Source organism: Enterobacter sp. DC4 (assembly GCF_000568095.1).
In the GTDB taxonomy this organism is placed as follows: Bacteria; Pseudomonadota; Gammaproteobacteria; order Enterobacterales; family Enterobacteriaceae; genus Enterobacter; species Enterobacter pseudoroggenkampii.
On the sequence record NZ_AZUB01000014.1, the window covers coordinates 34,021 to 60,847 of the forward strand.

Genomic DNA, 26,827 nt, shown 5'->3' on the forward strand with positions numbered 1-26,827 from the left:
GGATATTCAGATGGAACATGGAGCACGCCTCAGTACCCAGCGGGTTATTGGCATCGGGTTTATCTCGATGGGCACGTTATTGCTGCTGAGTCTGAGCACCAACGTTATTCAGGGCATAAATAACTATCGCCTTCAGAACGAACAAAAAACCATTGTGACACCGATGCTTTTTAATGCACCGTTTGCGGTGTCACAAAACCAGGCTGATGCTTCTTATCTGCAGCAGCAGGCCCTCTCTCTTATTGCACTACGCGTCAATGTGACACCAGAAACCGTAGACGCCTCCCATGAACAATTGTTGACGTACGTCCGCCCGGCTTCCCAGAACGCGCTGAAAATCAAACTCGCCGAAGATGCCAAACGTATTAAAGACAATAACGTTAATTCTGCTTTTTACATGACCAGCGTGAAGGTGTATCCGGCCAGTAATCGCGTGGATGTACGTGGTCAGCTGAAAACCTGGATTGGCGATTCAAAACCCTACCCGGAGCTGAAACAGTACGTCCTGAAGTTTGAACGCCAGGACGGGATCAGCTGGCTCAGCCACTTCGGAGAAATTAGCGATGAGAAAAAATAGCCGCCTGACGGTATTCGCGCTGCTGATGCTGGCTTCGGGACGATGTCTTGCTGCCCCAGCGGCACTTTCAGCAACTATCGTGCCGTTGACGAATGGTGGACAGGCCAGTATCGCAATCAGTAACACTGACCCGAACCTGTTCACGGTAGCCGGAGATCGCGTGACGGCCCTGACCAGTCTGGATGGTGAGCTGACCCGGCAGGAGCAAACGGCCAGTGGCGGTGTCATTGTCAGCACCCTGAACAAAAAGCCTTTCACCTTTATTCTCGAGACCGAGCGTGGGCTGAACTTCTCTGTACAGGCAGTCCCCCGCGCGGGTGTGGGCCGTACCGTTCGTCTGGTTAGCGAACTCTCTGGTACCGGAGAGGAGGCCCGAACCTGGGAAGAATCCTCTCCGTATGAGACTACGCTCGTTTCCCTCAGCCAACATCTGCTGGGCGGTAAGCTGCCAGCAGGCTGGCAGGCTATACCGGTAACAACCGAAACGCTTACCGCTCCAGCTGGATTATCTGCAAGCGCCGAGCGGGTATGGACAGGCAATCATCTGAAGGTGGTTCGCTACCGTGTGACTAATGCTTCCGGGTTTGTTCGCAATCTGACAGAAAGCGACTTCTGGCAGAGCGGTATCCGTGGCGTGTTGTTCGCTGAGCCAGCCCGTCAGTTACTTGCCGGTGGATCGCTGCAGGTGTTCATCATCAGCAGCGGGGGGGCATCAGATGGCCAGTATTAATTCCGTTGTGAAGCGTAAACAGTTTATCTGGCTGGGAATTGTGCTGACCACCATCGGCGTCGTTGGCGGCGGCGGCTGGTATCTGGCCGATGCGCGTTATGAAGGAAGTAGCAACGCGTCAACCGCAAACGAACCTGCACCAGATATGACGGGCGTGGTGGACAGTACCTTTGACCAGAAGGTGCAGCAGCATGCGACGACTGAAATGCAGGCTACGGCTGCAGGAATGCAAAAGCAATACGACGAGATGCGTCGTGAGCTTGAGTTGCTCAGTAAAGGGCAGGCGGGGTACCAGCACCAGATAGACCAGCTTAACAAGGATAATGCTGCCCTGTCTGCACAGGTCAGTGCTCTGGGTCTGAAACCTGCCACCACATCGGGAGAACCTGCACCGCAGCCGCCATCACCACCACCCGGTCCGGAGGGTGAACCGCAACCAACGGGATTCCCGCCACAGACTCCGGGCAGCTCAGTACCACCGCCTACATCCTTTTATCCGGGCAACGGCGTCACACCTCCAGCACAGGTGCACTACCAGTCTATTCCTGTACCCAATCAAATTCGGCGGCAGACCTTCAACTATGGCACGGAGAAGAACGGCCCCTCTCTGCCGTATATCCCTTCCGGAAGTTTTGCCAAATCGATGCTGATTGAGGGGGCTGACGCCAATGCGTCTGTCACCGGTAATGAGTCCACTGTGCCAATGCAGCTGCGACTGACCGGGAAAGTGGAAATGCCTAACAGCAAGACGTACGACCTGACCGGATGTTTTGTGGGGCTTGAAGCCTGGGGGGATGTTTCCAGCGAACGCGCCATTGTACGCACCCGCAATATCAGCTGCCTGAAACACGGCGTCACCATCGATCAACCTATTGCCGGACACGTGAGCTTTATGGGCAAGAACGGCATTAAAGGTGAGGTTGTGATGCGTAACGGCAAGATCCTTGGCTGGGCGTGGGGGGCTGGATTTGTTGACGGTATTGGTCAGGGAGTGCAGAGCGCTTCTCAACCGACAGTAGGCCTGGGGGCGACTGCGAGTCTGGGCGCCGGTGATGTCATGAAAATGGGGATTGGTGGCGGTGCTTCCAAAGCCGCTCAGACACTCAGCGATTACTACATCAAGCGCGCTGAGCAATATCACCCGGTGATCCCGATTGGGGCCGGTAATGAAGTGACGGTGGTTTTCCAGGATGGTTTCCAGCTGAAAACCATTGAAGAGCTGGCTCAGGCCTCTTCCCGCCAGTCTGCAGAAGGAGAAGGGAAAAGCCCGGTTCCCGCGCCTTCAGTTCCCGAGGGTGGCATGAATGGGTTTAACACCGATCAAATGCTGCAAAAACTCGGAAAACTCGACCAGCGTCAGTTTATGCCAGCGGCAAATACACCCTAACACCACGGAAAGGAACAGCTTATGAATAAGTTAGCACCACTCGTCATGACTCTGGGAAGCCTTCTTCTCCTGTCAGGATGTGCCGGCACAGCGAGTGACTTTGAATGTAACGCCACCACGTCAGATACCTGCATGACCATTGAACAGGCCAATGACAAAGCCAAACGTCTGGAGGAAAGCAATACGGTAAAGCCGGATGTGGCCGCACTGCCACGACTGGCTGAGGGTAATTTTCGCACCGTCTCAGCTCAGCCTTTGACGGCACCACTTGTTCCCGCAACGACGACGGCTCCTGCGTTGCGCAACACACAGCAGGTGAAGTCACCATTTACTCAAAATTCGCCTGCGAAGGTTTCTGTACCAGTAACCCGAGCCGTCAGCTATCAGCCTCTGCCCGTGCCTGTTTCCACCCGCGAGATGGTTGTTGATCCACGTCCGCTGAGGGTAGGGGAGAAGACGGCTGGTCTGTGGATAGCGCCGTACATCGATACCCTGGATGTATATCACCAGCCAACGCGGGTGTTTTTTGTCGTGAAACCGTCAGCGTGGGGAACCCCACGCGTTAACTGAATCCTGAACCGCCACCGCGTGTGGCACCTATTTTAACAATCTGTCGTTATCACGCGTGCCCTGAAACGTGAAAAGGGATGGGCGGTAGCGTGTCCTGACAGTATGAGCAGAGAGCGTTGATGGCAGACGAACTTGATCTCCTGCAGGAGCAGGATGAATTGCTGAACCAGCTTCATATACAGGCCGCGAGGCAGCAGTCCTGCCTGCAGGGCAAAAGTCGTAACCGGTGCGAATGCTGTGGCAATCGCATACCCCTCAGGCGGCAACAGGCCATCCCGGGCGTGCGCACCTGTACGGAATGCCAGCGGGTTATGGAAATCCGACAAAAACAGTATCTGAGGTGACCGATGAGCAAAACAATCACTGAGCAGGGCAATTTTATGGTTTGTGGCAGCACGGGAAGCGGTAAGACGGTTTTCTGCGCTCAGATGGTGCAGGCGCTTCTGTCAGGACGGCGTTCTGACAGCGGGCGCGAAGGCATTCAGAAAAATGACAATGATTCAGGAGAAAACCATGACAACCAGGGATAACGGTGGTCCGGGGAAAACTCGTCACCTTAACGATATCGCGGCCAGCTGCGAGGCACTGGGGATGCGTGTCATCTGTGTTAATGCCGCAGAGCGCGACTTCTGGCTTTCAGCGTCTCAGCAGAGCGCTCCCGCCCTCGACGGGAAGGCTGGGATTTCTCAACACATAATGCAACGGCAGCGTGGGCACTGTCTGTTCCTGGGTAAAGCAGGCTCAGGTATGAGCGTAACAAAACAGCAGATGACCCAGATTTTCCTGGCGAAGTCTGACGTCAGCCAGATTAAAGCACTGTATAGCGGTGAGGACGGGGAAAGGCTGGCGGCGGCTATCAGAGACAACTGCAGCGTCTGGTTTCCGCTGAATCCCGGAGGTAACGGGAATGATGCTTAAGCTTCTGTCCGTTCTGCTGTATTGCCTTCGATGGCTTGCCTGGGCTTTTCACTATCTGATTGTCTGGCCTGCCGCCACGCTGATGCTGCTGGTTGCCATGCTTTTGTGGATGGAGAACACCACGCCCGGAGAGGCGATGGCGCAGGAGATTATGTCCGTCACGCACAGCGTCAGCAGTGGCGAGTTCCGTATTGCCGCCTGCCTTGATGAACCTTTACAACCCGTTATACCGGCTACCCCGCCGGACAAGCCTGTGCAGATTTTTGCAGGTGGCCCTTCTGCCGTTTGCCAGGACAGAGGCAGCGACATCACCGATGCTAAAGGATATGCCGCTCATGTTGACAGTGAGCTGAGTCCGCTTAAGTTGCTGTGGATTGTGATGGCTATTGTGTTTTCAGGGGCTGCGCTGCTTATGGGATGTCGTCCGTATTTCTGCCTGTACGGTCAGATACGCTCAGCGCGTTTTCACTACGGTATCCCCGCCAGCCCCCCGGTACCTGCTACGGAAGTGGTAAAAACCGCCGACAATAAAAAGGAGGGGGGGCATGAGTAATCCGCTGGATACCGTTACCCGCACCGTTAATGCTCTGGTCACGGCACTGAAAATGCCGGATGAGTCCGCCAAAGCGAATGATGTTCTTGGTCAGATGAGTTTCCCTCAGTTCAGCCGCGTGCTGCCGTACCGCGACTACGATGCGGAAACCGGCCTCTTCATGAACGAAAAGACGATGGGCTTTATGCTGGAGGCGCAGCCCATCAACGGCGCCAACGAAACTATCGTTTCGTCGCTGGAAAACCTGATGCGTACCAAGCTCACCCGCGAGGTGCCAGTGGCCATTCACCTGGTGTCCAGCCACCTGGTGGGGCAGGATATCGAGTATGGCCTGCGTGAGCTCTCCTGGACGGGAGAAAAGGCTGATACGTTCAACGCCATCACCCGCGCCTACTATCTCAGGGCCGCAGAAGAAGGGTTCCCGCTGCCCGATCACCTCAACCTGCCGCTGACCCTGCGTAACTATCGGGTGTACATCTCCTGCTGCGTCCCCCGCAAACGCGGGAGCAAGGCCAGTGTGATGGAGATGGAAAACCAGGTCAAAATCATCCGCGCCTCGCTGCAGGGGGCGCAGATAGCCACCCGCAGCGTGGACGCGGATGCCTTTATCCGCATTGCGGGCGAAATGATAAACCACAACCCGGATGCGCTGTATCCCACCGTTCGCGAGCTGGACCCGCTCAAGGATCTGAATTACCAGTGCGTGGATGACTCCTTCGACCTGAAGGTGAAGGCCGACTACATGACGCTGGGGCTGCGCGGGAACGGTCGCAACAGCACTGCGCGCATCATGAATTTTCAGTTGACCAAAAATCCGGAGCTGGCCTTCCTCTGGAATATGGCCGACAACTACAGCAACCTTCTCAATCCGGAACTGTCCGTTTCGTGTCCGTTTATCCTGACGCTCGTCCTCAGCGTGGAAGACCAGGTGAAGGCGCAGAATGAGGCCAACCTGAAGTTCATGGATCTTGAGAAGAAGTCCAAGACCAGCTACGCCAAGTTCTTTCCGGGCGTGGAGCAGGAGGCAAAAGAGTGGGGCGATCTGCGCCAGCGCCTGTCGTCCGGGCAGTCCTCGCTGGTGAGCTATTTCCTGAACGTGACCCTCTTCTGCCGCGATGACCAGGAAACCGCGCTGAAGGTTGAGCAGGACGTGCTGAACAGCTTCCGTAAAAATGGCTTCGAGCTAATTTCCCCGCGCTTTAACCATATGCGCAATTTTCTCGTGAACCTGCCGTTTATGGCGTGCGGTGGTCTCTTTAAACAACTGCGCGAGTCCGGCGTGGTGCAGCGCGCTGAAAGTTTTAATGTCGCCAATCTGCTGCCGGTGGTGGCGGACAGTCCGCTTGCTACTTCCGGCCTGCTGGCGCCGACCTACCGCAACCAGCTGGCGTTTATCGACCTGTTCAGCCGCGGCATGGGGAACACCAACTTCAATATGGCAGTGTGCGGCACCTCCGGCGCGGGGAAAACCGGGCTTATCCAGCCCCTGATACGCAGCGTTATCGACTCCGGCGGGTTCGCCGTGGTGTTCGACATGGGCGACGGCTACAAGTCCCTGTGCGAGAACATGGGCGGGGTATACCTCGACGGAGAGACGCTTAAGTTTAACCCGTTCGCCAACGTCACCGACGATACCATCGATGAGATGGCCGAACGCCTGCGGGACCAGCTGTCCGTGATGGCCAGCCCCAACGGCAACCTGGACGAGGTGCACGAAGGTCTGCTGCTCAAGGCGGTGAAGGCCACCTGGCTTACGAAGAAAAATCAGGCGCGCATTGACGACGTGGTTGACTACCTGATGATGGCCCGCGACAGCGAAGAGTACAGCGGATCGCCGACCATCCGCAGCCGCCTCGATGAGATGGTGGTGCTGCTGACACAGTACACCCGCAACGGAGTGTACGGCAGCTACTTCAACTCCGACGAACCGTCCCTGAAGGACGAGGCCCGGATGGTGGTCCTCGAGCTGGGCGGGCTGGAGGACAGACCGTCCCTCCTGGTGGCGGTGATGTTCTCGCTCATTCTCTACATTGAGAATCGCATGTACCGCACGCCACGCAGCCTGAAGAAGCTCAACGTGATAGACGAAGGCTGGCGCCTGCTGGACTTCAAGAACAACAAGGTCGGGGCGTTTATCGAGAAGGGCTACCGTACCGCCCGTCGCCATACCGGTTCGTACATCACCATTACGCAGAACATCGTCGATTTTGACTCGGAAACGGCCTCCAGCGCCGCCCGCGCGGCATGGGGTAACTCGTCTTACAAAATTATCCTCAAACAGTCCGCCAAAGAGTTCGCCAAGTACAACCAGCTGTACCCGGACCAGTATTCGCAGCTGCAGCGCGACATGATTAAGGGTTTTGGTAGCGCGAAGGATAACTGGTTCAGCAGCTTTATGCTTTCGGTTGAGCACCTGACGTCCTGGCACCGCCTGTTCGTCGATCCGCTCAGCCGGGCAATGTACTCCTCGGACGGCCCGGACTTTGAGTTTCTGCAGCAGCGACGCCGGGAAGGCCTGAGTATTCACGAAGCTGTCTGGGAGCTGGCGTGGAAAAAGTCCGGGCCGGAAATGGCCTCGCTGGAGCGCTGGCTTGAAGAGCATGAAGGGAAAAAGACACGATGAAAAAAAACACGCTAATCACCGCCTCGCTGATTGCCGGCACGCTGCTCGCCAGTGCGGGTGTCAGCTGGCTTACCTGTCGTCTAAGTGTTCCTGTGGTGGCGGCTTTTGACATGAAGTCAACGGTGGATGCCTTCTTTGACAGCGTCAGCCGTAAATCGCTGGATGAGACACAGGCGAAGGCGCTTTCCGGGCGCTTTAACACGGCTTTGGAAGCCAGCCTGCAGGACTGGCAGGTCCGTCATCGCGGCCTCATCCTGGTGGCACCCGCCGTGGTGCAGGGCGCGCCAGACATCACCCGGGAGATTCAGAAAGACGTCTCCCGCCGGATGAAGGCGGAGCCATGAGAGCCCCTCTCACCCTGAGCCTGATACTGCTGAGTTACAGCGCAGTAGCCACTGACCTGGGAACCTGGGGTGATCTCTGGCCAGTGGAGGAGCCGGACATGCTGACTGTTATCGAAAACCGCCTGCAGTCGCTGCAGCAATCTGGCGAAATGGACAGAAAGATGACCGAATTTAAGGAGCGAGTGGTACGAAACAGCCAGCGGCCGCCACCGGTTGAAGGTATTAAGCGCGCAATTCGTTACGAACGCCGCTGGTTCGACCCGAGCGTACGGGTGGACAAAGACCTTTCTGACCACCACGGCAACATATTTGCCCGGGCCGGGCAGGTATTTAACCCACTGGAGGTGACTCCCTTTAATGAAACGCTGCTGTTCATCAACGGTGATGACCCTGAGCAGGTTGCCTGGGTGAAGCGGCAGAAACCCGACACGCTGATATCGCGCATTATCCTGGTGCGCGGCAATATTCCGGAAACATCAGAGAAGCTGGACAGCCGGATTTACTTTGATCAGAACGGCGCGCTCACTACCCGATTCGGGATAAGTGACGTTCCTGCCCGGGTCACCGCCGCACCCAGCGGGTTACGTCTGCAGGTGGAAGTTATTCCGCCATTAATGACGCAATATGATAGCGGAGGTGCAAGGTGAGGAAGCTATTTCTGGCCTGTAGCGCTCTGTTTTTATGGGGGATATCTCAATCCACAATGGCTGCCGATGTGGCCTGTGAGGGACGCTTTGTCAATCCCATTACCGACATCTGCTGGCGTTGTATGTTTCCGTTATCGTTGGGGAGCGCACAGGTCACCGGTGGCGATCTACCCGATACATCCAATCCGGGAAGCCCAATCCAGATATGCCCGATGCCGCCACCGATATTTCAGCGTATCGGTCTGGCTATCGGGTACTGGGAACCCATGGCCATGACGGATGTGACTCGCTCGCCAGGCTGTATGGTCAATCTGGGCGGCTTTTCCATCAATCTGGGCAAAATGGGGATGGGGACGGCGAAGAAAGACGATAAGCAGGTCAATGGCGCGTTCTACCACGTGCACTGGTACAAATATCCGCTGACATACTGGCTGAACATCATCACCTCGCTCGGGTGTCTGCAGGGCGGTGATATGGATATCGGTTATCTGTCCGAGATTGACCCCACCTGGGGGGACAGTGCGCTGACCTCCATCCTGAATCCCGAAGCCGTTATTTTTGCCAATCCTATAGCTCAGGGAGCATGCGCTGCCGATGCGATAGCCAGTGCTGTAGGCAAACCGCTTGATCCTTTGTTCTGGTGCGCGGGTTCTCAGGGCTCAATGTATCCCTTTAATGGCTGGGTCAGTAATGAATCCAGCCCACTTCAGTCCTCACTGCTGGTCAGTGAACGTATGGCATTCAAACTGCACCGGCAGGGGCAAATTCTGGAGAGCGTGGGTGCTGATGTGGCTGTGTGCTATGAGTACCCGTCCCCCATTATCCCCAAAGAGCGCTGGCGTTATCAGATGGTGAACATGTTCCCGGATGCGGCGCAGTGTCACCCACTAGGCCGAACGGTCATGCGCTGGGAGACCGGTCGGAATCCTCCCAGCACGCGGAAGAACTTCGGCTATTTGCTGTGGCGTAAACGTAACTGCGTCTACCTCTGAAAAAAGGAATCTTCAATGAAAACTGTGACCGCGCTGACTGCAGTGTTGCTGCTGTCAGTACACTGTTGTGCCGCGCAGACTTCTGCAACCGATGAGAACCGTGAATTTATCCGGCAGCAGGAGTCTTTCAGCCAGACGTTGAGAAAGCAGGATAACGCCCCCTTACGTGAAATGCTGGAACAGCAGATTCGCCAGAACCCGCTATCCGAAAACGATTCACGTTTTATCGGCGAGCTGAAACAAAGTCAGCGGGAGTCTCAACAGGAACAACCCGCCCGTGGTGCGTTGTACTTTGTTTCATTTTCTGTCCCACCAACAGGCCTGAAGCGGATGCTGGCAGAAGCGCGCCAATACAGCATTCCAGCCACTCTGAGAGGGATGGTGAAAAATGATATGAAAACCACGGCAGAAGCTGTGCAGGCGCTGGTAAAGGATGGCGCCACTTCTGGCGTGCAGATAGATCCAACACAGTACCGTAAGTTCAGTATCACCAGCGTGCCGTCTCTGGTGGTTTTCTGTGAGTCGGGTCATGACGTCATTCGCGGCAACCTGCACCTGAAACAGGCGCTGGAGAAGGTCGTGGATAAAGGGGAATGCAAAGAAGAAGCCCGGGAACTGCTGAATCAGGGAGGCTCAAAATGAGTAAAGCAGGATTAATAGTGCTGGTTTTCTCTGCCTGTTTGACCAGCCTGAACGTGATGGCTGATGCTGATTCTGAATATAAAGCCGGCTCAGACTTTGCACACCAGATAAAAGGACAGGGCGAAAACAGTCTGAAAAACTTTAACCCATCAGACAATATTCCCAATTATACCGACTCCCCTGGGGAGAAAAAATACTATGGGGGCGTTACCGCTACCGGTGATGGATCTATGAAAGCTGACGGGACGCAGCAATGGACCACGAATGAAGCCACTCAGGCAGTCACCGATTCTTTCATTAATAATCCCAAAGAACCCATCTCCCCGGATGCGCCGTTCATCCAGTCAAGCCAGGATGTTCAGTCAAGAGCGGACACGATAATTGGTAATACCGGGCAGACACAGTGTGAGGCTCAGAATATTACGCACAGTGAATTTACCAATTACACCTGTGAACGTGATCTGTTGGTGGAACAATACTGTACCCGAACTGCCTCAATTACCGGGCATTACGAAAACACAACGGTCACCAAAAATTATACCGTACCGAATAGTGCGTTCACCTATAGCTATGATGGCGACAAAAGTGTTTATTTTTCGTTCCGGGCGCCAGCAACAGGAACGGTTATTAGTGCTTCAGCCACGATTCATTTCAATGATCGAAATATGTACTACCAGATGACCTGGTGGGGGATTAATGAATCCGTATCGGTTCAACCTGATAAATCATGGGTAATACCGGGCGCGGCAGGTGCGACTCTGACGGAGGGGGGGGCGTCACCGCAGGGGGTGATACTGAACAAAAACTGCCTTAGTGGAAAACAGGATCGCTGTCGGGAATACGCCCGTAAGACACTGGACTGGCTTAACAGTGGGTCTGGGGCCTGGATGTCGGTCACTTTGACCATGCAGGTCACCGATAAAAAATGGGTACCGGACGTTGTCTGGAATGAAAGCTGCCCGTTCAGTAAAAGTGAAGGCACGCTGAAGAAAACAGAATGTATCGAAGCGGGCAGCACAAAGACTGTCGTGGTCGATGGCCAGTCTTATCCGGTCACTCAGGCGTGCTGGGCATATAAAGATACTTATATGACGCAGGCAGAGGATGCCGGTTCCTGTAAGACGTATATGGATAATCCCGCCTGTACGCTTGCTTCTCGTCAGTGTGCCTTCAGCGCTGAAGATGGCAGTGGATGTCTTCACGAATATGCCACTTACTCCTGTGAAACCCGAACCTCTGGCCAGGTAATGATCTGCGGTGGTGACACTTTTTGCCTTGATGGCGAGTGTGAGCTTGCTCAGCAAGGGAAAAACAACGATTTCGGCCCTGTTGTTTCCGCGCTGGCCGCACTGGCAGCGGCCGGGAAAGATGTGTCAGAGCTTAATGGCGTGGACGTTCGGGCATTTACCGGTAGTGCGAAATTCTGCAAAAAATTTGCTGCCGGATTCAGTAACTGCTGCAAAGACTCAGGTTGGGGACAGGATATCGGCCTGGCTAATTGCAGTACTGAAGAGAAAGCGTTAGGTAAAGCCAAAGAGAAGAAACTCACCGTCAGTGTTGGTGAATTTTGCTCAAAAAAGGTACTGGGTGTGTGCCTTGAGAAAAAGCGGGGCTACTGCCAGTTTGACTCGAAACTAGCTCAGATTGTTCAGCAGCAGGGACGTAACGGGCAGCTTCATATCGGCTTTGGCGGAGCCAGTAGTCCGGACTGCCGGGGTATCACTCAGACTGAGCTGCAGCAAATACAGTTCGACAAGCTCGACTTCAGCAACTTCTACGAAGATCTGCAAAACAACAAAAATATCCCTGACAACAATGCGCTGACTGAACGTATCCGCGAGCAGATTGCGTCTCAGCTGCAGAAAAAATAGGAGGGCCAATGGATAAGCGCCTCATGTTTATTGTCACCCTGGGGTTGTTGTTGATGTCAGTCTGCCTGCCGCTGCGGGCCAAAGATGCCGGGTGGCAATGGTACAACGAAACCCATAACCGCCTGCCTGATGATCGAACTATGGAGGCGGCACCGTCATCATCGCCTGCTCAGATGGACATCATGGACAAACTGGCTGCACTACAGCAGGCGACAAAACGCGCCATGTATGAAGCTATCCTTTATCCGGGCGTGGACAACTTCACCCGATATTTCCGGTTGCAGAACTACTGGACGCAGCAGGCCGGGTTGTTTTCGATGAGTGCCAAAAGAGCGATGCTCGAGCATCCAGAGCTGGATTACAACCTGCAGCACAGCCACTACAACGGAACCGTTCGTAATCAGCTGGCGGCGGACTTTGCCGATCAGCGTAAAGCCATTGAAGCACTCGCACAGCACTATGGCGTGATGTTTTTCTACCGGGGCCAGGACCCGATTGACAGTCAGCTGGCACAGGTCATTAAAAACTTTCGCGAGACATATCACCTGAGCGTTATCCCCGTGTCGGTCGACGGCATCATTAATCCGCTGCTGCCTGACAGTCGTATTGATGGAGGCCAGGCAGCCCGGTTGGGCATTCGCTATTTCCCGGCTCTGATGCTGGCCGATCCGAAAAGCGGGAGCGTTAAACCCGTTTCCTACGGCTTTATCAGCGGCGATGACCTGGCTAAGCAGTTCCTCAATGTTTCTACCGATTTTGCACCCAACTTTTAATACAGGGAGAGTGACGCATGCGTAAATATCGTTTTCGCCTGCCCGAGTTTGACACAGCCGGATTATGGGTATTGACCCTTGGGATTTGGTTTCACATTGTTTCTCGTCTTATCAGACCTAACCCTTCAATGGCCATTCTGCTTGCACAAATCATTGGTGTATCAATGGCGCTCTGGGGAGGGTACCGGATTGTTAATCACTGGCTCCGGCTAGCCCGTGAGGCGGAGAGGCGCGATGAAGAGAAATACCACCAGGATGCAGAGGTAAGCCACCATGAAGATTAATCCCTCCTTACTGATTATTAGCCTGCTCATTAGCAGCATTGCCGTTCAGGCATCAACGATGGATCAGGTCCGGCAGTTGTGGAATCCCCAGGGGCTACAGGTGACTGAACCCGGAGGTACGACTGAAACCACAGCTCCGGCACCTGTGCATAAACCGGTCTGGTTTCGTCTGAGCAACGGACAACAGGTCAATCTGGCAGAGTGGAAGGTTGTACTGTTTATGCAGGGCCACTGCCCATACTGCCATCAATTCGATCCGGTACTGAAGTCGCTGTCTGAGCGGGTAGGTTTTGGCGTTATGGCTTATACCCTTGACGGGCAGGGGGATGCCGCCTACCCGGAAGCATTGCCGGCACCAGCGGATGTGATGAGAACCTTTTTCCCAAACCTGCCAGTGGCTACTCCTACAACATACCTGGTGAACGTTAACACGCTGGAAGCCTTGCCCTTGCTGCAGGGGGCGACCGATGAACAAGGGTTTATGGCCCGTGTTGATACCGTATTACAGATGCGCAAGGGAGAAAAATAATGAGTAAATCTACAGGGAATATGCGGCTGACATGGTTGTTTCTGGGTACTGGTCTGGCCTTTTTTATCGCGGCAATATTGTCCCGTGTGTTGACGATGACGTTTTTCGCTGCCGCATTTACTGGCTCTCTGTCGGTGGAGATGCAGCAGCTAAAAACGCTCTGGAACCTGCTGATGTACATCATCCCGTTGTCGTTCGGGAGTCTGGCTGCGGGCTTTATTGCCGTGGGGATCATTGGGTGTATCGGGCTGGTGATTGATACATGGCAACCTGCCAGAAACTGCGGCAGGCCAGGAGGTCATCACGATGTTCAACCGTAAACCTCTCTCCCCGCTTTGCGGCGCTCTGCTTGTCTGGTCTGGAGTGGTCTGTGCGGATGTGAACAGTGATATGAACAGCTTCTTTAATAAGCTCGGTTTTGATTCCAATACCAGTCAGCCACAGGTCTGGCAGGGGCAGGCAGCAGGATACGCCTCTGGTGGTTCACTTTATGCCCGCACCCAGGTGAAAACTATTCAGTTGGTTTCAATGACGCTTCCCGATATTAACGCCGGCTGCGGGGGCATAGATGCCTACCTGGGTTCTTTCAGTTATATCAATAGCGAGCAGCTACAGCGGTTTGCCAAACAAATCATGTCCAACGCGGCGGGCTACTTCTTTGACCTGGCGCTGCAGACGACGGTACCGGAGATCAAGACGGCGAAAGACTTTCTGCAGAAGATGGCCAGCGACATAAACAGCACAAATCTCAGCTCCTGCCAGGCCGCTCAGGGCATTGTAGGTGGACTATTTCCGCGCACTCAGGTTTCGCAGCAAAAGGTTTGTCAGGATATCGCCGGTGAAAGCAATCTTTTTGCGGACTGGGCTGCTTCCCGACAGGGTTGCACGGTCGGGGGCAGCATGGACAGCGTGCGTGATAAAGCCAGTGACAAGGATAAAGAACGTATCACTAAAAATATCAACATCATCTGGAATGCGCTGGGTAAGAACCGGATGTTTGATGGTAATAAAGAGCTCAAGGAGTTCATCATGACTCTGACCGGGACGATGGTCTTTGATGAGAAAGGCAATATAACACCACTCCCTGCGAGGACCACTGATCGTGATCTGATCCGGGCCATGATGGAGGGTGGAACTGCAAAGGTATATCACTGTAATGACAGCGATAAATGTCTGAAGGTGGTTGCAGACGCAACGGTTACTATTAGTGCGAACAATGCCCTAAAAAATCAGATCAAAGACATTCTCTCCAGTATTCAGAATAAAGCGGTTACAGATCAGAAACTGACAGAAAAAGAAAAGGGCTTTATTACCAGCACGACAATACCTGTATTTAAATATCTGATGGACCCACAGATGTTGGGTGTTTCTAATAGCCTGGTTTACCAACTAACGGACTATATCGGCTACGACATCCTGCTGCAGTATATTCAGGAACTGGTTCAGCAGGCCAGAGCGATGGTCGCCACAGGGAATTACGACCAGGCTGTGATCGATAGTATCAATAACAATCTTAATGAAGCTACTCGACAGATCGCTTCTTTTCAGGCGCAGGTTCAGGTCCAGCAAGATGCGTTGCTGGTTGTTGATCGCCAGATGAGCTATATGCGTCAGCAAGTCTCAGCCCGCATGCTGCAACGTTATCAAAATAACTACCATTTTGGGGGGGCTCGCTGATGCAGGAAATTTATGTCATTGCAGGTGGTGACTGGCTGAGAGAATCTATGAATGCCATCGTAACATTCATGAGCTCAGATAACTGGACTATTATTAAACGCATTGTCACAGCGTTTTCTGTTCTGGCCGTAGCAATTACCTGGATACGTCGGCATAACGTTATGGATTTGCTGGGATGGGTAGGCGTTATTGTACTAATTTCCTTGCTGGTTGGTATTCGCACACCGGTGCAAATTATCGATAACAGCGACCTGACTAAGGTCTACCAGGTTGATAATGTCCCTGTGGGACTGGCCTTACCCGCGTCGTTAACTACTAAAATAGGTTATGCCCTGGTACAGGGCTATGAAATGGTGTTCTCTTTGCCAGACAGTGTGACCTATAGTAAGACCGGTATGATATTTGGCGCCAACCTGGTCTCGCGCAGCACAGACTTTTTGTCACAGAACCCGGAAATTACCACCATGTTTACTGACTATGTTCAGAACTGTGTGATGGGCGATATTTTTCTTAACGGGAAATACAGCATGGAAGAGCTGATGAATAGCACTGATCCGTATACGCTGATATTTTCTAAACCAAGTCCTTTAAGAGGATTGTTTAACGATAACAATCAATTTTTGACCTGCGAAGAGGCTGCTGCGGTAATAAAACCTAAACTGGCGCTCGATACTCAGACAGGAGGAAAAACCTGGAGTTATTATGTACGCCAGGTATTTGGAGGGCGTCCAAACCCAGACATTTTATTCAGTCAGATGGTTGGTGACAGCTACAACTACTTTTATGGCGCCGGGCAAAGCGCAGCTCAAATCGTCCGTCAGAACGTTACTATGAATGCACTCCGAAACGGCATTATGAGCTATGCAGCCCGTAACGGTGATACTTCCAGCCTGCTGAATATAGCCACTACCTCATCGATGGAAAAACAACGTCTTGCACATGCAACAGTCGGGCAGGTGGCATTACGTTCACTACCGATGTCTCAGACGTTGATTGTTGGACTGACGATTGGATTATTCCCTCTGATGGTTCTGGGGGGAATGTTTAACGCCGTTACGCTGAATGTGCTCAAAGGGTATGTTCTGGCCATTATGTGGGTGCAGACCTGGCCGCTGCTCTACGCCATTCTGAATAGTTGTATGACCTTTTATGCTAAAGCTAATGGAACACCGGTAGTGCTGTCAGAGTTATCGCAGGTACAGGTTAAATACTCTGACCTGGCTACTACGGCGGGTTATTTGTCGATGCTTATTCCTCCGCTGGCTTGGGGGATGCTTAAAGGCCTTGGGGCTGGTTTTTCCAACCTTTATAGTCACCTGGCGTCTTCGGCCATCAGCCCGGCAGCAACGGCCGCCTCTGGTGCTGTCGATGGCAACTATTCTTATGCCAACATGCAGACAGAAAATGTTAGTGGTTTTAACTGGAATACCAATAGCTCAACAGTATTTGGACAGATGAGTCAGCAGTTAGCGAACGGAGCCAGTTCGACGCAGATGCGTGATGGTAGCGTGGTTACGGACTCCAGCGGTGCTACGTCACGCATTCCTATGAGTATCAACATGACTCGTCAGATTGCAACCGCACAGCAGGCAATGGCCCGCGAGGCACAGACCCAGTCCGAGAGTGCATTGCATGGATATAACAGTAGTTTAAGTAGCGCATGGAATACGCTCAGTCAGTTTGGATCAAACCGTGGTAGCAGTGATTCAATGACTAGTGGTGCAGACAGCACTATGAGTGCCCAGGATTCTATGATGGCCAGCAGAATGCGCAGCGCAGTAGAAAGCTATGCGAAGGGGCATAACATTAGTAATGAACAGGCCACACAAGAGCTGTCAGCGCGGAGTTCTCGAGCATCCGCTGGGCTTTATGGTGATGTTCACGCCAAAGGAAGTGCTGGATTTAAACTTCTTGGTAACGGTGGTGGTGTAGGTTTTCAGGCTGGGGGAAAAGCAGGAGTCGACTGGAGTGATGATGATACTCACCAGGCAACCAGTAGTACTCGAGGTAGCCACGATGCCCGCCATGATATGGATGCAAAAGCAACCCGGGACTTTAAGGAGGCCAGTGATTACTTCACTAGTCGTAAGGTTAGTGAATCTGGGAGTCATACGGACAATAATGCCGCTTCCCGAGCAGATCAACTTTCGGCATCGTTGAATTCAGCAAAGCAGAGCTATGACCAGTACACCACAAGTCAGGCACGTAGCCATGAGTATGCTGAAATGGCGTCCCGCACAGAAAGTATGAGTGGTCAAATGAGCGAAGATCTAAACCAGCAATTTGCCCAGTATGTCCGTAAACATGCGCCTCAAGATGCGGATACATTGCTAACTAATACCAGTTCATCAGAAATTGCAGGAAAACGTCGGGAACTGGCGTGGGGATTTGTTCAGGAACAGGTACAACCAAGCGTTGATGCATCATACTCAGAAGCTAAAGGTAATATAGGTCAGGGGATGGGAGCCGTTTCTGGGGGGGGTGGGAATAGCGATGTTATTGCCGATCATCAGTCTCATCAGGCTACTATTGAACAACGTACTCAGGATAGTGGAATTCAGGATAATGTAAAAGGCCAAGTTGATAATATGCTCACAACATCGAGAGAAAATATAGCTGATACTCGAGAAGGTATACGAGATGAAGAGGGGGGCATAAATCAACAGTATTCTGATCTGCAAAAACATCATAATTCAGAGCAATCTTCGCAGGCGAATACGTATAATATGGAAAAAGAATCTCAAGAACGAGTGCCGGGGGCGGATAGTCCTGAAGAGTTGATGAAGAAGGCGAAAGAGTATCAAGATAAACATAAGCAGTAAGGATACACATGGGAGAGTACGATGAAGAATGTTTTTCAAATGTGCTTAGTGATGGTTATACAATTCGTAGCATGTTATCTGTCAGGGTGGCCGTTGCCGGAAATGCTATTTTCTATCTTTTTTGTTTTTATATGGCAAGGGTTGTTTTTATATTTATTCTCCAGAATACAAGATAGAAATGGTCTTTCTGGATATGAGTGTAATAAAATTGTTTGGTATGCAATTATACCTATTGCGACATTATTCCCGCCACTACTTACCTTGCTGGCAATTGTAGTTGGGTCTTTATATGAATTGCGAAGAGTTAGTGGGTGTAAGAGTTATAAGGATTGGATTAAGTCACAAATTGTCTTAAATTCATCAGAGGATGATGAAGAGGTAGAGTTGGAATTTAAGTCTGTTGAGTTTGATAGATATAACCCGGCTACTGGTTTACCCATGATAGGAGGGGTTGATATATCAGGTAATCCCTATGGCTCATCAAGGCATAACTAGATAATTATTTAATTGCTGAGTAAACAGGAGTGAGGGTTATGGATAAAAGGATGCTATTAGCACTGGTCACATCTTCAGTCGTTCTTTCAGGGTGCGGCATGCATAACGTAGAAAATACCGACCCGAGTAAATATCATCGTGCTGCAGATTATGCTTCTGATGTGGTTAAACGGTCAGGATGTATAGGGAAAATAGACGATTTGCTTTTTAGCTCTGGGGAAATATTTGTGAATGATTATGGTTTAAATTATTCATCCAGCAATGCTGGTCTTCATTGCACTAAAACCTCATTTCGAGAGTCAATGTCTCTATATTGTCAAAGTAAATCAGGTGTTTTTTTAGATGGTTGGTGCTCAGTAGATAATATCCCTATTTTTAAGGTTGATGGATTCACTACCCTTGAAAGGGGACCATCTCAGTCTGCAGATAAGTGGATTCAATCCAGCCACCATTGGGGATATGAAAGTAAGCGAGATCAACAACTAAAGTCAGCTGAGCGTCAGCGTAGCGACATGGAAGAAAAAGAACGGGTAATGAGAGAAAGAAATATGGAGGTTGATACTAAAGTTGGTGATTTGATATGTAGAGAGGATTACGAGGCGAAACCTTATCAATACCCTGGGGTTGCATACTACAAAGCATACGTGGAAAAAAAAGAAAAAAATAAACTACAGTTACGGTTGGTTTGGCACGGTGGTGATGGGTTTGTAGTTAACGATATAACCAATGTGAATAACATAATCTGGTCAAGCCCTAAAGGGTGGCGTCATTGCAATTGAGTTAATTACACGTCTTTAATAACCAAGCCCGCATGTTCGGGCTGTTTCTTATGCTTGCTCTTCTGAATATTCATCCTGAATATCTGGTCTAAGTATTCTAAACCTCAATGAGGATAATATGAGTTTTAATGCTAAGGATATGACCCAAGGGGGTCAGATCGCGAGCATGCGCATCCGTATGTTCAGTCAAATTGCCAATATTATCGTTTACTGTCTCGTTATTCTCTTCGGCGTAATTATTGCTATAACTCTGTCGATTAAACTGACCTGGCAGACGTTTGTTAATGGCATGGTGTACTACTGGTGTCGGACACTGGCACCGATGCGGGACATATTCAAGTCTCAACCCGTATATACCATCCGCTATTACGGTCATGAACTTAAATATAATGCGCAACAGGTATTACAGGATAAATACATCATCTGGTGTGCAGATCAGGTATGGACGGCATTTATACTTGCAGCTGTGATTGCGGCTGTCGTGTGTATCATCGCCTTCTTCGTTACAACCTGGATTCTTGGGCATCAGGGAAAACAGCAGAGTGAAGATGAAATCACCGGTGGGCGCCAGCTGACTGATGACCCGAAGGAAGTGGCCAGAATGCTCAAACGTGACGGTCTGGCGTCCGATATCAAAATCGGTGAACTGCCGCTTATTAAGGACTCGGAAATCCAGAACTTCTGCCTGCATGGCACAGTTGGTGCCGGGAAGTCCGAGGTTATCCGTCGCCTGATGAACTATGCCCGTCAGCGAGGCGACATGGTCATCGTGTATGACCGTTCCTGTGAGTTTGTCAAAAGTTACTACGATCCGTCAGTCGATAAAATTCTTAACCCACTGGATGCACGCTGTGCCGCCTGGGATTTATGGCGTGAGTGCCTCACACAGCCTGATTTCGATAACGTTTCCAATACGCTTATCCCGATGGGAACGAAAGAAGATCCATTCTGGCAGGGCTCCGGTCGCACCATCTTTGCCGAAGCGGCATATCTGATGCGCAACGACAAGGACCGCAGTTACAGCAAACTGGTCGACACGTTGCTCTCCATTAAAATTGAGAAGCTGCGTTCGTACCTGAAAAACTCACCGGCGGCGAACCTGGTGGAAGAGAAGATCGAAAAAACGGCTATCTCCATCCGGGCCGTGCTGACCAACTATGTTAAAGCCATCCGCTACCTGCAGGGCATCGAGAACAACGGCGAATCATTCACTATCCGTGACTGGATGCGTGGTGTGCGTGAGGACGGGAAGAATGGCTGGCTGTTTATCTCTTCTAATGCTGATACCCATGCGTCCCTGAAGCCGGTTATCTCCATGTGGCTGTCCATCGCCATTCGTGGCCTGCTGGCGATGGGTGAGAACCGTAACCGGCGTGTGTGGATCTTCGCCGATGAGCTACCGACCCTGCACAAGCTGCCTGACCTGGTTGAGATCCTGCCGGAAGCGCGTAAGTTCGGCGGCTGCTATGTCATTGGCATCCAGTCTTACGCCCAGCTGGAAGATATCTACGGGCAGAAGCCTGCGGAAACGCTGTTCGACGTGCTGAACACCCGTGCTTTTTTCCGCTCGCCGTCGCGCAACATCGCCGAGTTTGCCGCTGGTGAAATCGGTGAGAAAGAAATCCTTAAGGCTTCAGAGCAATATTCCTACGGTGTGGACCCAGTCCGTGACGGTACGTCGGTCGGGAAAGACATGGAGCGCGTTACGCTGGTGAGTTACTCTGACATCCAGACGCTGCCGGATCTATCCTGCTACGTCACGCTTCCTGGGCCATACCCTGCAGTGAAGATGGCGCTGAAATATCAGCCACGTCCGAAGGTCGCTCTGGAATTCATCCAGCGCACGATGGACGGGAAAGCCGAAGAACGTCTGAATGCTTCGCTGGCTGCCCGCGAGAATGAATCCCGCAACATTGCTATGTTGTTTGAGCCTGATGCAGAGGTGATTGTGCCAGCAGACGTTGAGCCTGAGGCTGAACAGCCACAGCAGCCACAGCAGCCACAGCAGCCACAGCAGCCACAGCAGCCACAGCAGCCACAGCAGCCACAGCAGCCACAGCAGCCACAGCAGCAGCAGCCACAGCAGCCTACTCCCTCCGTCAAAAAAGCTGTCTCTGCCCCGGCATCCGCATCTACCTCAGCAACCGCAGCAGGAACCGGCGGCACAGAACAGGAACTGAAGACAAAGGTGGAAGAGGCTGAACAACTGCCGCCTGGTATCGATGAGAGTGGCGAAGTGGTGGACATGGCAGCCTGGGAAGCATGGCAGGCGGAGCAGGAAAATCTGTCACCTAAGGCGATGCAGCGTCGCGAAGAAGTCAATATTAATGTCCATCGTGAACCGGAAAAGGATCTTGAACCCGGAGACAACATCTGATGATGAGTATCGCAACGGTTAAATCTGCCGGCAGTGCCGGTAACTACTATACCGACAAGGATAATTACTACGTCATTGGCAGTATGGGTGACCGCTGGGCCGGGAAAGGTGCGGAAGAGCTGGGCCTTAGCGGTGGTGTTGATCAGAAGGTTTTTACAAAGGTACTTGAAGGTCGTCTGCCGGACGGCAGCGACCTCAGCCGTACCCAGGACGGAGCCAATAAACACCGTCCTGGCTATGACCTGACATTCTCTGCCCCCAAAAGTATTTCTGTGATGGCCATGCTGGGTGGTGACACCCGACTCATTGATGCACATAACCGTGCAGTGGATACCGCCATTAAGCAGGTGGAAGCGATGGCCTCCACACGGATAATGACGGAGGGAAAAAGCGAGACGGCGCTCACCGGTAATCTGGTGATGGCATTATTTAATCACGATACCAGCCGGGACCAGGAGCCGCAGGTTCATACTCATACTGTAGTGGCCAACGTGACGAAACACGGTGACGACTGGCGGACACTCAGCAGCGACAAAGTGGGCAAGACCGGATTTATTGAGAATATCTACGCCAACCAGGTCGCCTTTGGCAAAATTTACCGCGCGGCCCTGCAAAAAGATGTGACGTCCCTGGGCTATGAGACCGAAGTGGTGGGCAAACACGGCATGTGGGAACTGAAGGGGGTTCCCACGGAGCCTTTTTCCAGCCGCAGCAAAACTATCCAGGAGACGGTCGGCGATGACGCGTCCCTGAAGTCCCGCGATGTGGCCGCCCTCGATACCCGGCGGTCAAAGGAGAAGGTCGACCCGGAGCAGCGCATGACGGAATGGATGCAGACCCTGAAAGAAACGGGATTTGATATCCGGGCCTACCGTGAAGCGGCTGACCAGCGGGTTCTGCAGGGGAATATCCCCGTCGCGACTCCGGAAACCATCGACATTGGCAGCACGGTCGGGCAGGCCATCGGGATGCTGAGTGACAGACGTGCACGCTTTACTTACTCCGAACTGCTGGCCACCACCATCAGCCAGTTGCCAGCCCAGCCTGGAGTGGTGGAGCAGGCGCGTGCCGGCATTGATGCGGCGATAAAAAATGAGCACTTAATCCCGCTTGATAAAGAGAAAGGCCTGTTTACCTCTAACATTCATGTGCTTGACGAGCTGTCCGTTTCTTCCATGACCCGCGACTTACAGCGGGAGGGGCGGGTGGACGTTTTTGCCGATAAAAGTGTCCCCCGCAGTAAGTCATACAGTGATGCTGTGACTGTGCTGGCTCAGGACAGGCCCCCTGTTGCCATCATTTCCGGTCAGGGGGGCGCAACGGGGCAGCGTGACAGGGTGGCGGAACTTACGATGATGGCACGTGAGCACGGGCGTGATGTGCAGATTATTGCTGCTGACAGGCGTTCGCTCAACGCGCTTTCGCAGGATGAACGACTGAGCGGAGAACATATCACTGATAAACGGGGGCTGGCGGAAGGGATGACCTTTTTGCCCGGCAGCACGCTGATTGTGGATCAGGGCGAAAAGCTTACCCTGAAAGAGACCCTGACGCTGCTCGATGGCGCACTGCGTCACAACATTCAGTTGCTGATTGCCGACAGCGGACAGCGTACCGGCACCGGCAGCGCGCTGACCGTGATGAAAGAGGCGGGTGTGAACCAGCTTACATGGCAGGGCGGCGAAAAGACGCAGGTTACGGTTATCAGTGAACCCGACAGGCGCCAGCGTTATGACCGCCTGGCGACTGACTTTGCGCAGAGTATTCGGGCGGGGGAAAACAGTGTGGCACAGGTTTCCGGTCCGCGTGAACAGGCGGCGCTGGTCACTGCTGTTCGTGAGGCGCTGAAGGCGGAAAAGGTGCTGGGCGACAGGGAAATGAGCATCACCACACTGGAACCGGTCTGGCTGGACAGTCGCCATCAGCAGGTACGGGATCATTACCGTGAGGGGATGGTCATGGAGCGCTGGAATGCGGAGGAACGCAGCCGGGAGCGCTTTGTCATTGACCGCGTGACACCCCGCAACAACAGTCTGACGCTGCGCAACGCGCAGGGTGATACGCAGGTGACCCGCCTGTCAGAACTCAACAGCAGCTGGTCGCTGTACCGCACCGGTACGCTGCAGGTGGCCGAAGGGGATCGCCTTGCGGTGCTGGGCCAGAGTCAGGGAACCCGACTGAAGGGGGGCGACACGGTAACCGTAAAAGCGCTCGGTGAGGAGGGGCTCGTCGTCAGCATGTCGGGGCGTAAAGCGGATGTTGTGCTTTCTCCTGGAGACAATCCCTTCACCGCCCCGAAAGTCGGTCAGGGATGGGTGGAATCTCCGGGGCGTACCGTGAGCGATAATGCAACCGTGTTTGCCTCACTGGCTCAGCGTGAACTGGATAATACGACCCTCAATAAACTGGCGCTCAGTGGTCCTCATGTGCGCCTTTACTCCGCGCAGACGGAGCAGAAAACAACAGAAAAACTGTCCCGACAGTCTGCCTGGAGCGTCGTTTCTGAACAGATTAAGGATGCTGCCGGGCGCGACAATCTTGATGATGCCATGGCGCACCAGAAGTCATCGTTACATACGCCAGAGCAGCAGGCCATTCATCTGGCCATTCCGGTACTGGAGGGGAACGGGCTGGCGTTCACAAAACCACAGCTGATGGCTGCGGCAAACGAGTTTGCTCAGGGGGAACTGAGCCTGCAGGCCATTGAGCATGAGGCCGACAGGCAGACGCGCAGCGGTGAGCTTATGTCGGTACCGGTATCACAGGGAAATGGGCTGCAGCTGCTGGTATCCCGTCAGTCTTACAACGCAGAGAAAAGCATTATCCGCCATGTGCTGGAAGGTAAGGATGCCGTTGCGCCGTTGATGCACAGTGTGCCAGGGGCGCAGATGGAGGGGCTTACGTCCGGGCAACGCAATGCCACGCGGATGATTCTGGAGTCCTCCGATCGTTTCACCCTGGTGCAGGGCTATGCCGGGGTGGGTAAAACCACCCAGTTCCGGGCGGTGATGTCAGCTATTAACACGCTTCCCGCTGAGCAGCAGCCGCGGGTCATTGGCGTGGCTCCCACTCACCGTGCGGTGAGTGAGATGCGTGACGCCGGCGTACCGGAAAGCCAGACGCTGGCCGCCTTTATTCACGATACACAGCAGCAGCTGCGTGGTGGCGAAAAGCCCGATTTCAGTAACGTGTTGTTCCTGGTGGATGAGAGCTCGATGGTGGGTAACGCTGACATGGCTCGCGCCTACAGTCTCATTGCCGGTGGAGGGGGACGTGCGGTCTCCAGTGGAGATACTGACCAGCTGCAGTCCATTGCCCCAGGGCAACCTTTCCGCCTGCTGCAAAAACGCAGCGCCATTGACGTGGCTGTGATGCAGGAGATTGTCCGCCAGACGCCGGAACTTAAACCCGCCGTGTACAGCCTGATTGACCGTGACATCAGTAGCGCCCTGACGACCATTGAGAGCGTGGCGCCACAGCAGGTACCGCGTAAACCGGATGCCTGGCAGCCAGAAAGCTCTGTCGTGGAGTTCAGTCGTGAACGGGAGCAGGCTATCGGAAAGGCACTGGAAGCGGGGGATCTCAATCCCGGAGAACAGCCGGCAACGCTGCTGGAAGCCATTGTGCGCGACTATACGGGACGTACCCCGGAGGCGCAGGCTCAGACCATCGTTATCACGGCCCTGAATGCGGACAGGCGCGAAGTGAATTCGATGATCCATGATGCCCGTAAAGAAGCCGGTGAACTGGGAGAAAAGGAGGTCACGCTACCGGTACTCACACCCGCCAATATTCGTGACGGTGAACTCAGGCGGATGGCAACATGGCAGGAGGCGCGTGACAGCCTGGTCCTGCTGGACAACACGTACTACCGGATAAACGACCTGGACACCCAGGCCCATCTGGTCACCCTGAAAGATGCTGAAGGCGGTATTCGCCAGCTGTCACCTTCGCAGGCCGTCACTGAGGGCGTCACCCTGTACCGTCAGAATTCCATCACCGTGTCTGCCGGTGATCGGATGCGTTTTTCAAAAAGCGATAACGAACGGGGCTTTGTGGCCAACAGCGTCTGGTCAGTGAGCGATATTAAAGGTGACAGCGTCACGCTAAGCGACGGGAAACAAACCCGGACCCTGACACCTTCAGCAGAGCGCGCGGAGCAGCATATCGATCTGGCTTATGCTGTCACCGTTAACGGTTCTCAGGGTGCCAGTGAACCGTTCTCCATCTCTTTGCAGGGAACGGAGGGGGCGCGGAAACAGATGGTGAGCTTCGAATCCGCTTATGTGGCGCTGAGTCGAATGAAACAACATGCTCAGGTGTATACCGATAACCGTGAAAACTGGATCGCGGCGATGGAGAAGTCACAGGCCAGAAGTACGGCGCACGATATTCTTAATCCACGTAATGATCGTGCTGTCAGCAATGCCGCGCGGCTGATGGGAACGGCGAAACCGCTGGGAGATGTGGCGGCAGGTCGTGCCGTACTGCGTCAGGCCGGGCTAAGCCAGGACAGCACGATGGCCCGCTTTATTTCACCCGGACGTAAGTATCCGCAGCCTCATGTGGCACTGCCGGCATTTGACGGTAACGGGAAGCCAGCTGGCGTGTGGCTGAGCTCTCTGCTTCCGACAGACGGGCAACTTCGGGGGTTGAGTCATGAGGGCCGGATTCTGGGGAGCGAGGAGGCAAAATTTGCCGGACTGCAGCTGAGCCAGAACGGCGAATCCCTGCTTGCGCGGGATATGAACGAGGCGGTCAGGCTGGCGCGGGAGAACCCGCAAAGTGGCGTGGTGGTACGCCTTGAGGGCGAGGATCGTCCGTGGAATCCCGGCGCGATAACCGGTGGCCGCGTATGGGGGGACAGCATTCCGGAAAGCACCGGTACGCAGCATGGGGAGCCTGTTCCTCCTGAAGTGCTGGCGCAGCAGGCACAGGAAGCACAGCTACAACACGAGCTTGAAAAGCGGGCTGAAGAGGTGATTCGGGAAATGGCCCGGGGTGGCGATAAGCCTGTTGATGCTGCAGAGGTGGTACAGGATGTTATGCGTGACATGGACCGGGCCAAAGAGGTGTCTCCCACGACTGTCACGCTGCCTGACAGGCCGGAGGAACGACGTCGGGATGATGCGGTGTCACAGGTGGTACAAGAGAACGTGCAGCGTGACCGTCTGCAGCAGATGGAGCGAGAGGTGGTGCGCGACCTTGAGCGTGAGAAAACGCTGGGGGGAGACTGA

The 26,827-nt window shown here is 53.4% G+C and carries 24 protein-coding genes; all 24 read left to right on the forward strand.

The window, feature by feature from the left end:
* The first annotated feature begins 10 nt into the window (after positions 1-10).
* The 24 genes from traE to traI all read left to right on the forward strand — a co-directional run bounded on the left by traE (position 11) and on the right by traI (position 26,827).
* Positions 11-577, forward strand: coding sequence for a type IV conjugative transfer system protein TraE (gene traE, locus P349_RS01315; RefSeq protein WP_032648823.1), 567 nt, complete (start codon positions 11-13; stop codon positions 575-577).
* Positions 564-1,307: a type-F conjugative transfer system secretin TraK gene (gene traK / locus P349_RS01310; protein ID WP_032648821.1), complete on the forward strand. Its 744-nt coding sequence runs from the start codon at positions 564-566 to the stop codon at positions 1,305-1,307. Before traE ends, traK begins: the two co-directional genes overlap by 14 nt.
* Entirely contained in the window at positions 1,294-2,694 is a 1,401-nt protein-coding gene (gene traB, locus P349_RS01305) for an F-type conjugal transfer pilus assembly protein TraB (RefSeq protein ID WP_032648819.1), read from the forward strand. The genes traK and traB overlap by 14 nt, the downstream gene beginning before the upstream one ends.
* Positions 2,695-2,715: 21 nt before the next feature.
* Positions 2,716-3,264, forward strand: a complete 549-nt coding sequence (gene traV / locus P349_RS01300) for a type IV conjugative transfer system lipoprotein TraV (RefSeq protein WP_032648817.1) — start codon at positions 2,716-2,718, stop codon at positions 3,262-3,264.
* A 119-nt stretch (positions 3,265-3,383) separates the two neighbouring features.
* Entirely contained in the window at positions 3,384-3,608 is a 225-nt protein-coding gene (locus P349_RS01295) for a TraR/DksA C4-type zinc finger protein (protein ID WP_032648815.1), read from the forward strand.
* A gap of 3 nt (positions 3,609-3,611) precedes the next feature.
* Positions 3,612-3,794: an FtsK/SpoIIIE domain-containing protein gene (locus tag P349_RS01290; RefSeq protein WP_032648813.1), complete on the forward strand. Its 183-nt coding sequence runs from the start codon at positions 3,612-3,614 to the stop codon at positions 3,792-3,794.
* Positions 3,778-4,182, forward strand: a complete 405-nt coding sequence (locus tag P349_RS01285) for a hypothetical protein (RefSeq protein WP_032648812.1) — start codon at positions 3,778-3,780, stop codon at positions 4,180-4,182. Before P349_RS01290 ends, P349_RS01285 begins: the two co-directional genes overlap by 17 nt.
* Positions 4,172-4,735, forward strand: coding sequence for a conjugal transfer protein TraP (locus tag P349_RS01280; protein WP_032648810.1), 564 nt, complete (start codon positions 4,172-4,174; stop codon positions 4,733-4,735). Before P349_RS01285 ends, P349_RS01280 begins: the two co-directional genes overlap by 11 nt.
* The gene (gene traC / locus P349_RS01275) at positions 4,728-7,358 is read left to right on the forward strand and encodes a type IV secretion system protein TraC (RefSeq protein ID WP_032648808.1); all 2,631 of its coding nucleotides are present in this window, start codon (positions 4,728-4,730) and stop codon (positions 7,356-7,358) included. The genes P349_RS01280 and traC overlap by 8 nt, the downstream gene beginning before the upstream one ends.
* Complete coding sequence (trbI, locus tag P349_RS01270; RefSeq protein WP_032648806.1) at positions 7,355-7,702, forward strand: type-F conjugative transfer system protein TrbI; 348 nt, start codon at positions 7,355-7,357, stop codon at positions 7,700-7,702. Before traC ends, trbI begins: the two co-directional genes overlap by 4 nt.
* On the forward strand, positions 7,699-8,349 hold the full coding sequence (traW, locus tag P349_RS01265) for a type-F conjugative transfer system protein TraW (RefSeq protein WP_032648805.1): 651 nt from the start codon (positions 7,699-7,701) through the stop codon (positions 8,347-8,349). The genes trbI and traW overlap by 4 nt, the downstream gene beginning before the upstream one ends.
* A gap of 11 nt (positions 8,350-8,360) precedes the next feature.
* Positions 8,361-9,341: a conjugal transfer pilus assembly protein TraU gene (gene traU / locus P349_RS01260; RefSeq protein ID WP_274518292.1), complete on the forward strand. Its 981-nt coding sequence runs from the start codon at positions 8,361-8,363 to the stop codon at positions 9,339-9,341.
* Between the two features lie 15 nt (positions 9,342-9,356).
* Positions 9,357-9,983: a type-F conjugative transfer system pilin assembly protein TrbC gene (gene trbC, locus P349_RS01255; RefSeq protein ID WP_032648801.1), complete on the forward strand. Its 627-nt coding sequence runs from the start codon at positions 9,357-9,359 to the stop codon at positions 9,981-9,983.
* Entirely contained in the window at positions 9,980-11,854 is a 1,875-nt protein-coding gene (traN, locus tag P349_RS01250) for a type-F conjugative transfer system mating-pair stabilization protein TraN (RefSeq protein WP_032648799.1), read from the forward strand. The genes trbC and traN overlap by 4 nt, the downstream gene beginning before the upstream one ends.
* Positions 11,855-11,862: 8 nt before the next feature.
* Positions 11,863-12,627 carry a type-F conjugative transfer system pilin assembly protein TraF gene (gene traF, locus P349_RS01245; protein ID WP_032648797.1) on the forward strand — a complete coding sequence of 255 codons (765 nt, stop codon included), beginning with the start codon at positions 11,863-11,865 and terminating at the stop codon, positions 12,625-12,627.
* 17 nt (positions 12,628-12,644) lie between these two features.
* On the forward strand, positions 12,645-12,911 hold the full coding sequence (traQ, locus tag P349_RS0124715) for a type-F conjugative transfer system pilin chaperone TraQ (protein WP_050597527.1): 267 nt from the start codon (positions 12,645-12,647) through the stop codon (positions 12,909-12,911).
* Positions 12,901-13,440 (forward strand): type-F conjugative transfer system pilin assembly thiol-disulfide isomerase TrbB, encoded by a 540-nt coding sequence (gene trbB, locus P349_RS01240; protein ID WP_032648795.1) that lies wholly within the window; start codon positions 12,901-12,903, stop codon positions 13,438-13,440. The genes traQ and trbB overlap by 11 nt, the downstream gene beginning before the upstream one ends.
* Positions 13,440-13,760 (forward strand): hypothetical protein, encoded by a 321-nt coding sequence (locus tag P349_RS01235; RefSeq protein WP_032648793.1) that lies wholly within the window; start codon positions 13,440-13,442, stop codon positions 13,758-13,760. Before trbB ends, P349_RS01235 begins: the two co-directional genes overlap by 1 nt.
* Positions 13,747-15,117 carry a conjugal transfer pilus assembly protein TraH gene (traH, locus tag P349_RS01230; protein ID WP_032648790.1) on the forward strand — a complete coding sequence of 457 codons (1,371 nt, stop codon included), beginning with the start codon at positions 13,747-13,749 and terminating at the stop codon, positions 15,115-15,117. The genes P349_RS01235 and traH overlap by 14 nt, the downstream gene beginning before the upstream one ends.
* On the forward strand, positions 15,117-17,939 hold the full coding sequence (traG, locus tag P349_RS01225) for a conjugal transfer mating-pair stabilization protein TraG (RefSeq protein ID WP_032648788.1): 2,823 nt from the start codon (positions 15,117-15,119) through the stop codon (positions 17,937-17,939). Before traH ends, traG begins: the two co-directional genes overlap by 1 nt.
* A 21-nt stretch (positions 17,940-17,960) precedes the next feature.
* On the forward strand, positions 17,961-18,434 hold the full coding sequence (locus P349_RS25835) for a surface exclusion protein (protein ID WP_071995338.1): 474 nt from the start codon (positions 17,961-17,963) through the stop codon (positions 18,432-18,434).
* Between the two features lie 38 nt (positions 18,435-18,472).
* Positions 18,473-19,213: a hypothetical protein gene (locus tag P349_RS26495; RefSeq protein ID WP_071995339.1), complete on the forward strand. Its 741-nt coding sequence runs from the start codon at positions 18,473-18,475 to the stop codon at positions 19,211-19,213.
* Between the two features lie 118 nt (positions 19,214-19,331).
* Positions 19,332-21,590 carry a type IV conjugative transfer system coupling protein TraD gene (gene traD / locus P349_RS01220; protein WP_032648786.1) on the forward strand — a complete coding sequence of 753 codons (2,259 nt, stop codon included), beginning with the start codon at positions 19,332-19,334 and terminating at the stop codon, positions 21,588-21,590.
* Positions 21,590-26,827 carry a conjugative transfer relaxase/helicase TraI gene (gene traI / locus P349_RS01215; RefSeq protein WP_032648785.1) on the forward strand — a complete coding sequence of 1,746 codons (5,238 nt, stop codon included), beginning with the start codon at positions 21,590-21,592 and terminating at the stop codon, positions 26,825-26,827. Before traD ends, traI begins: the two co-directional genes overlap by 1 nt.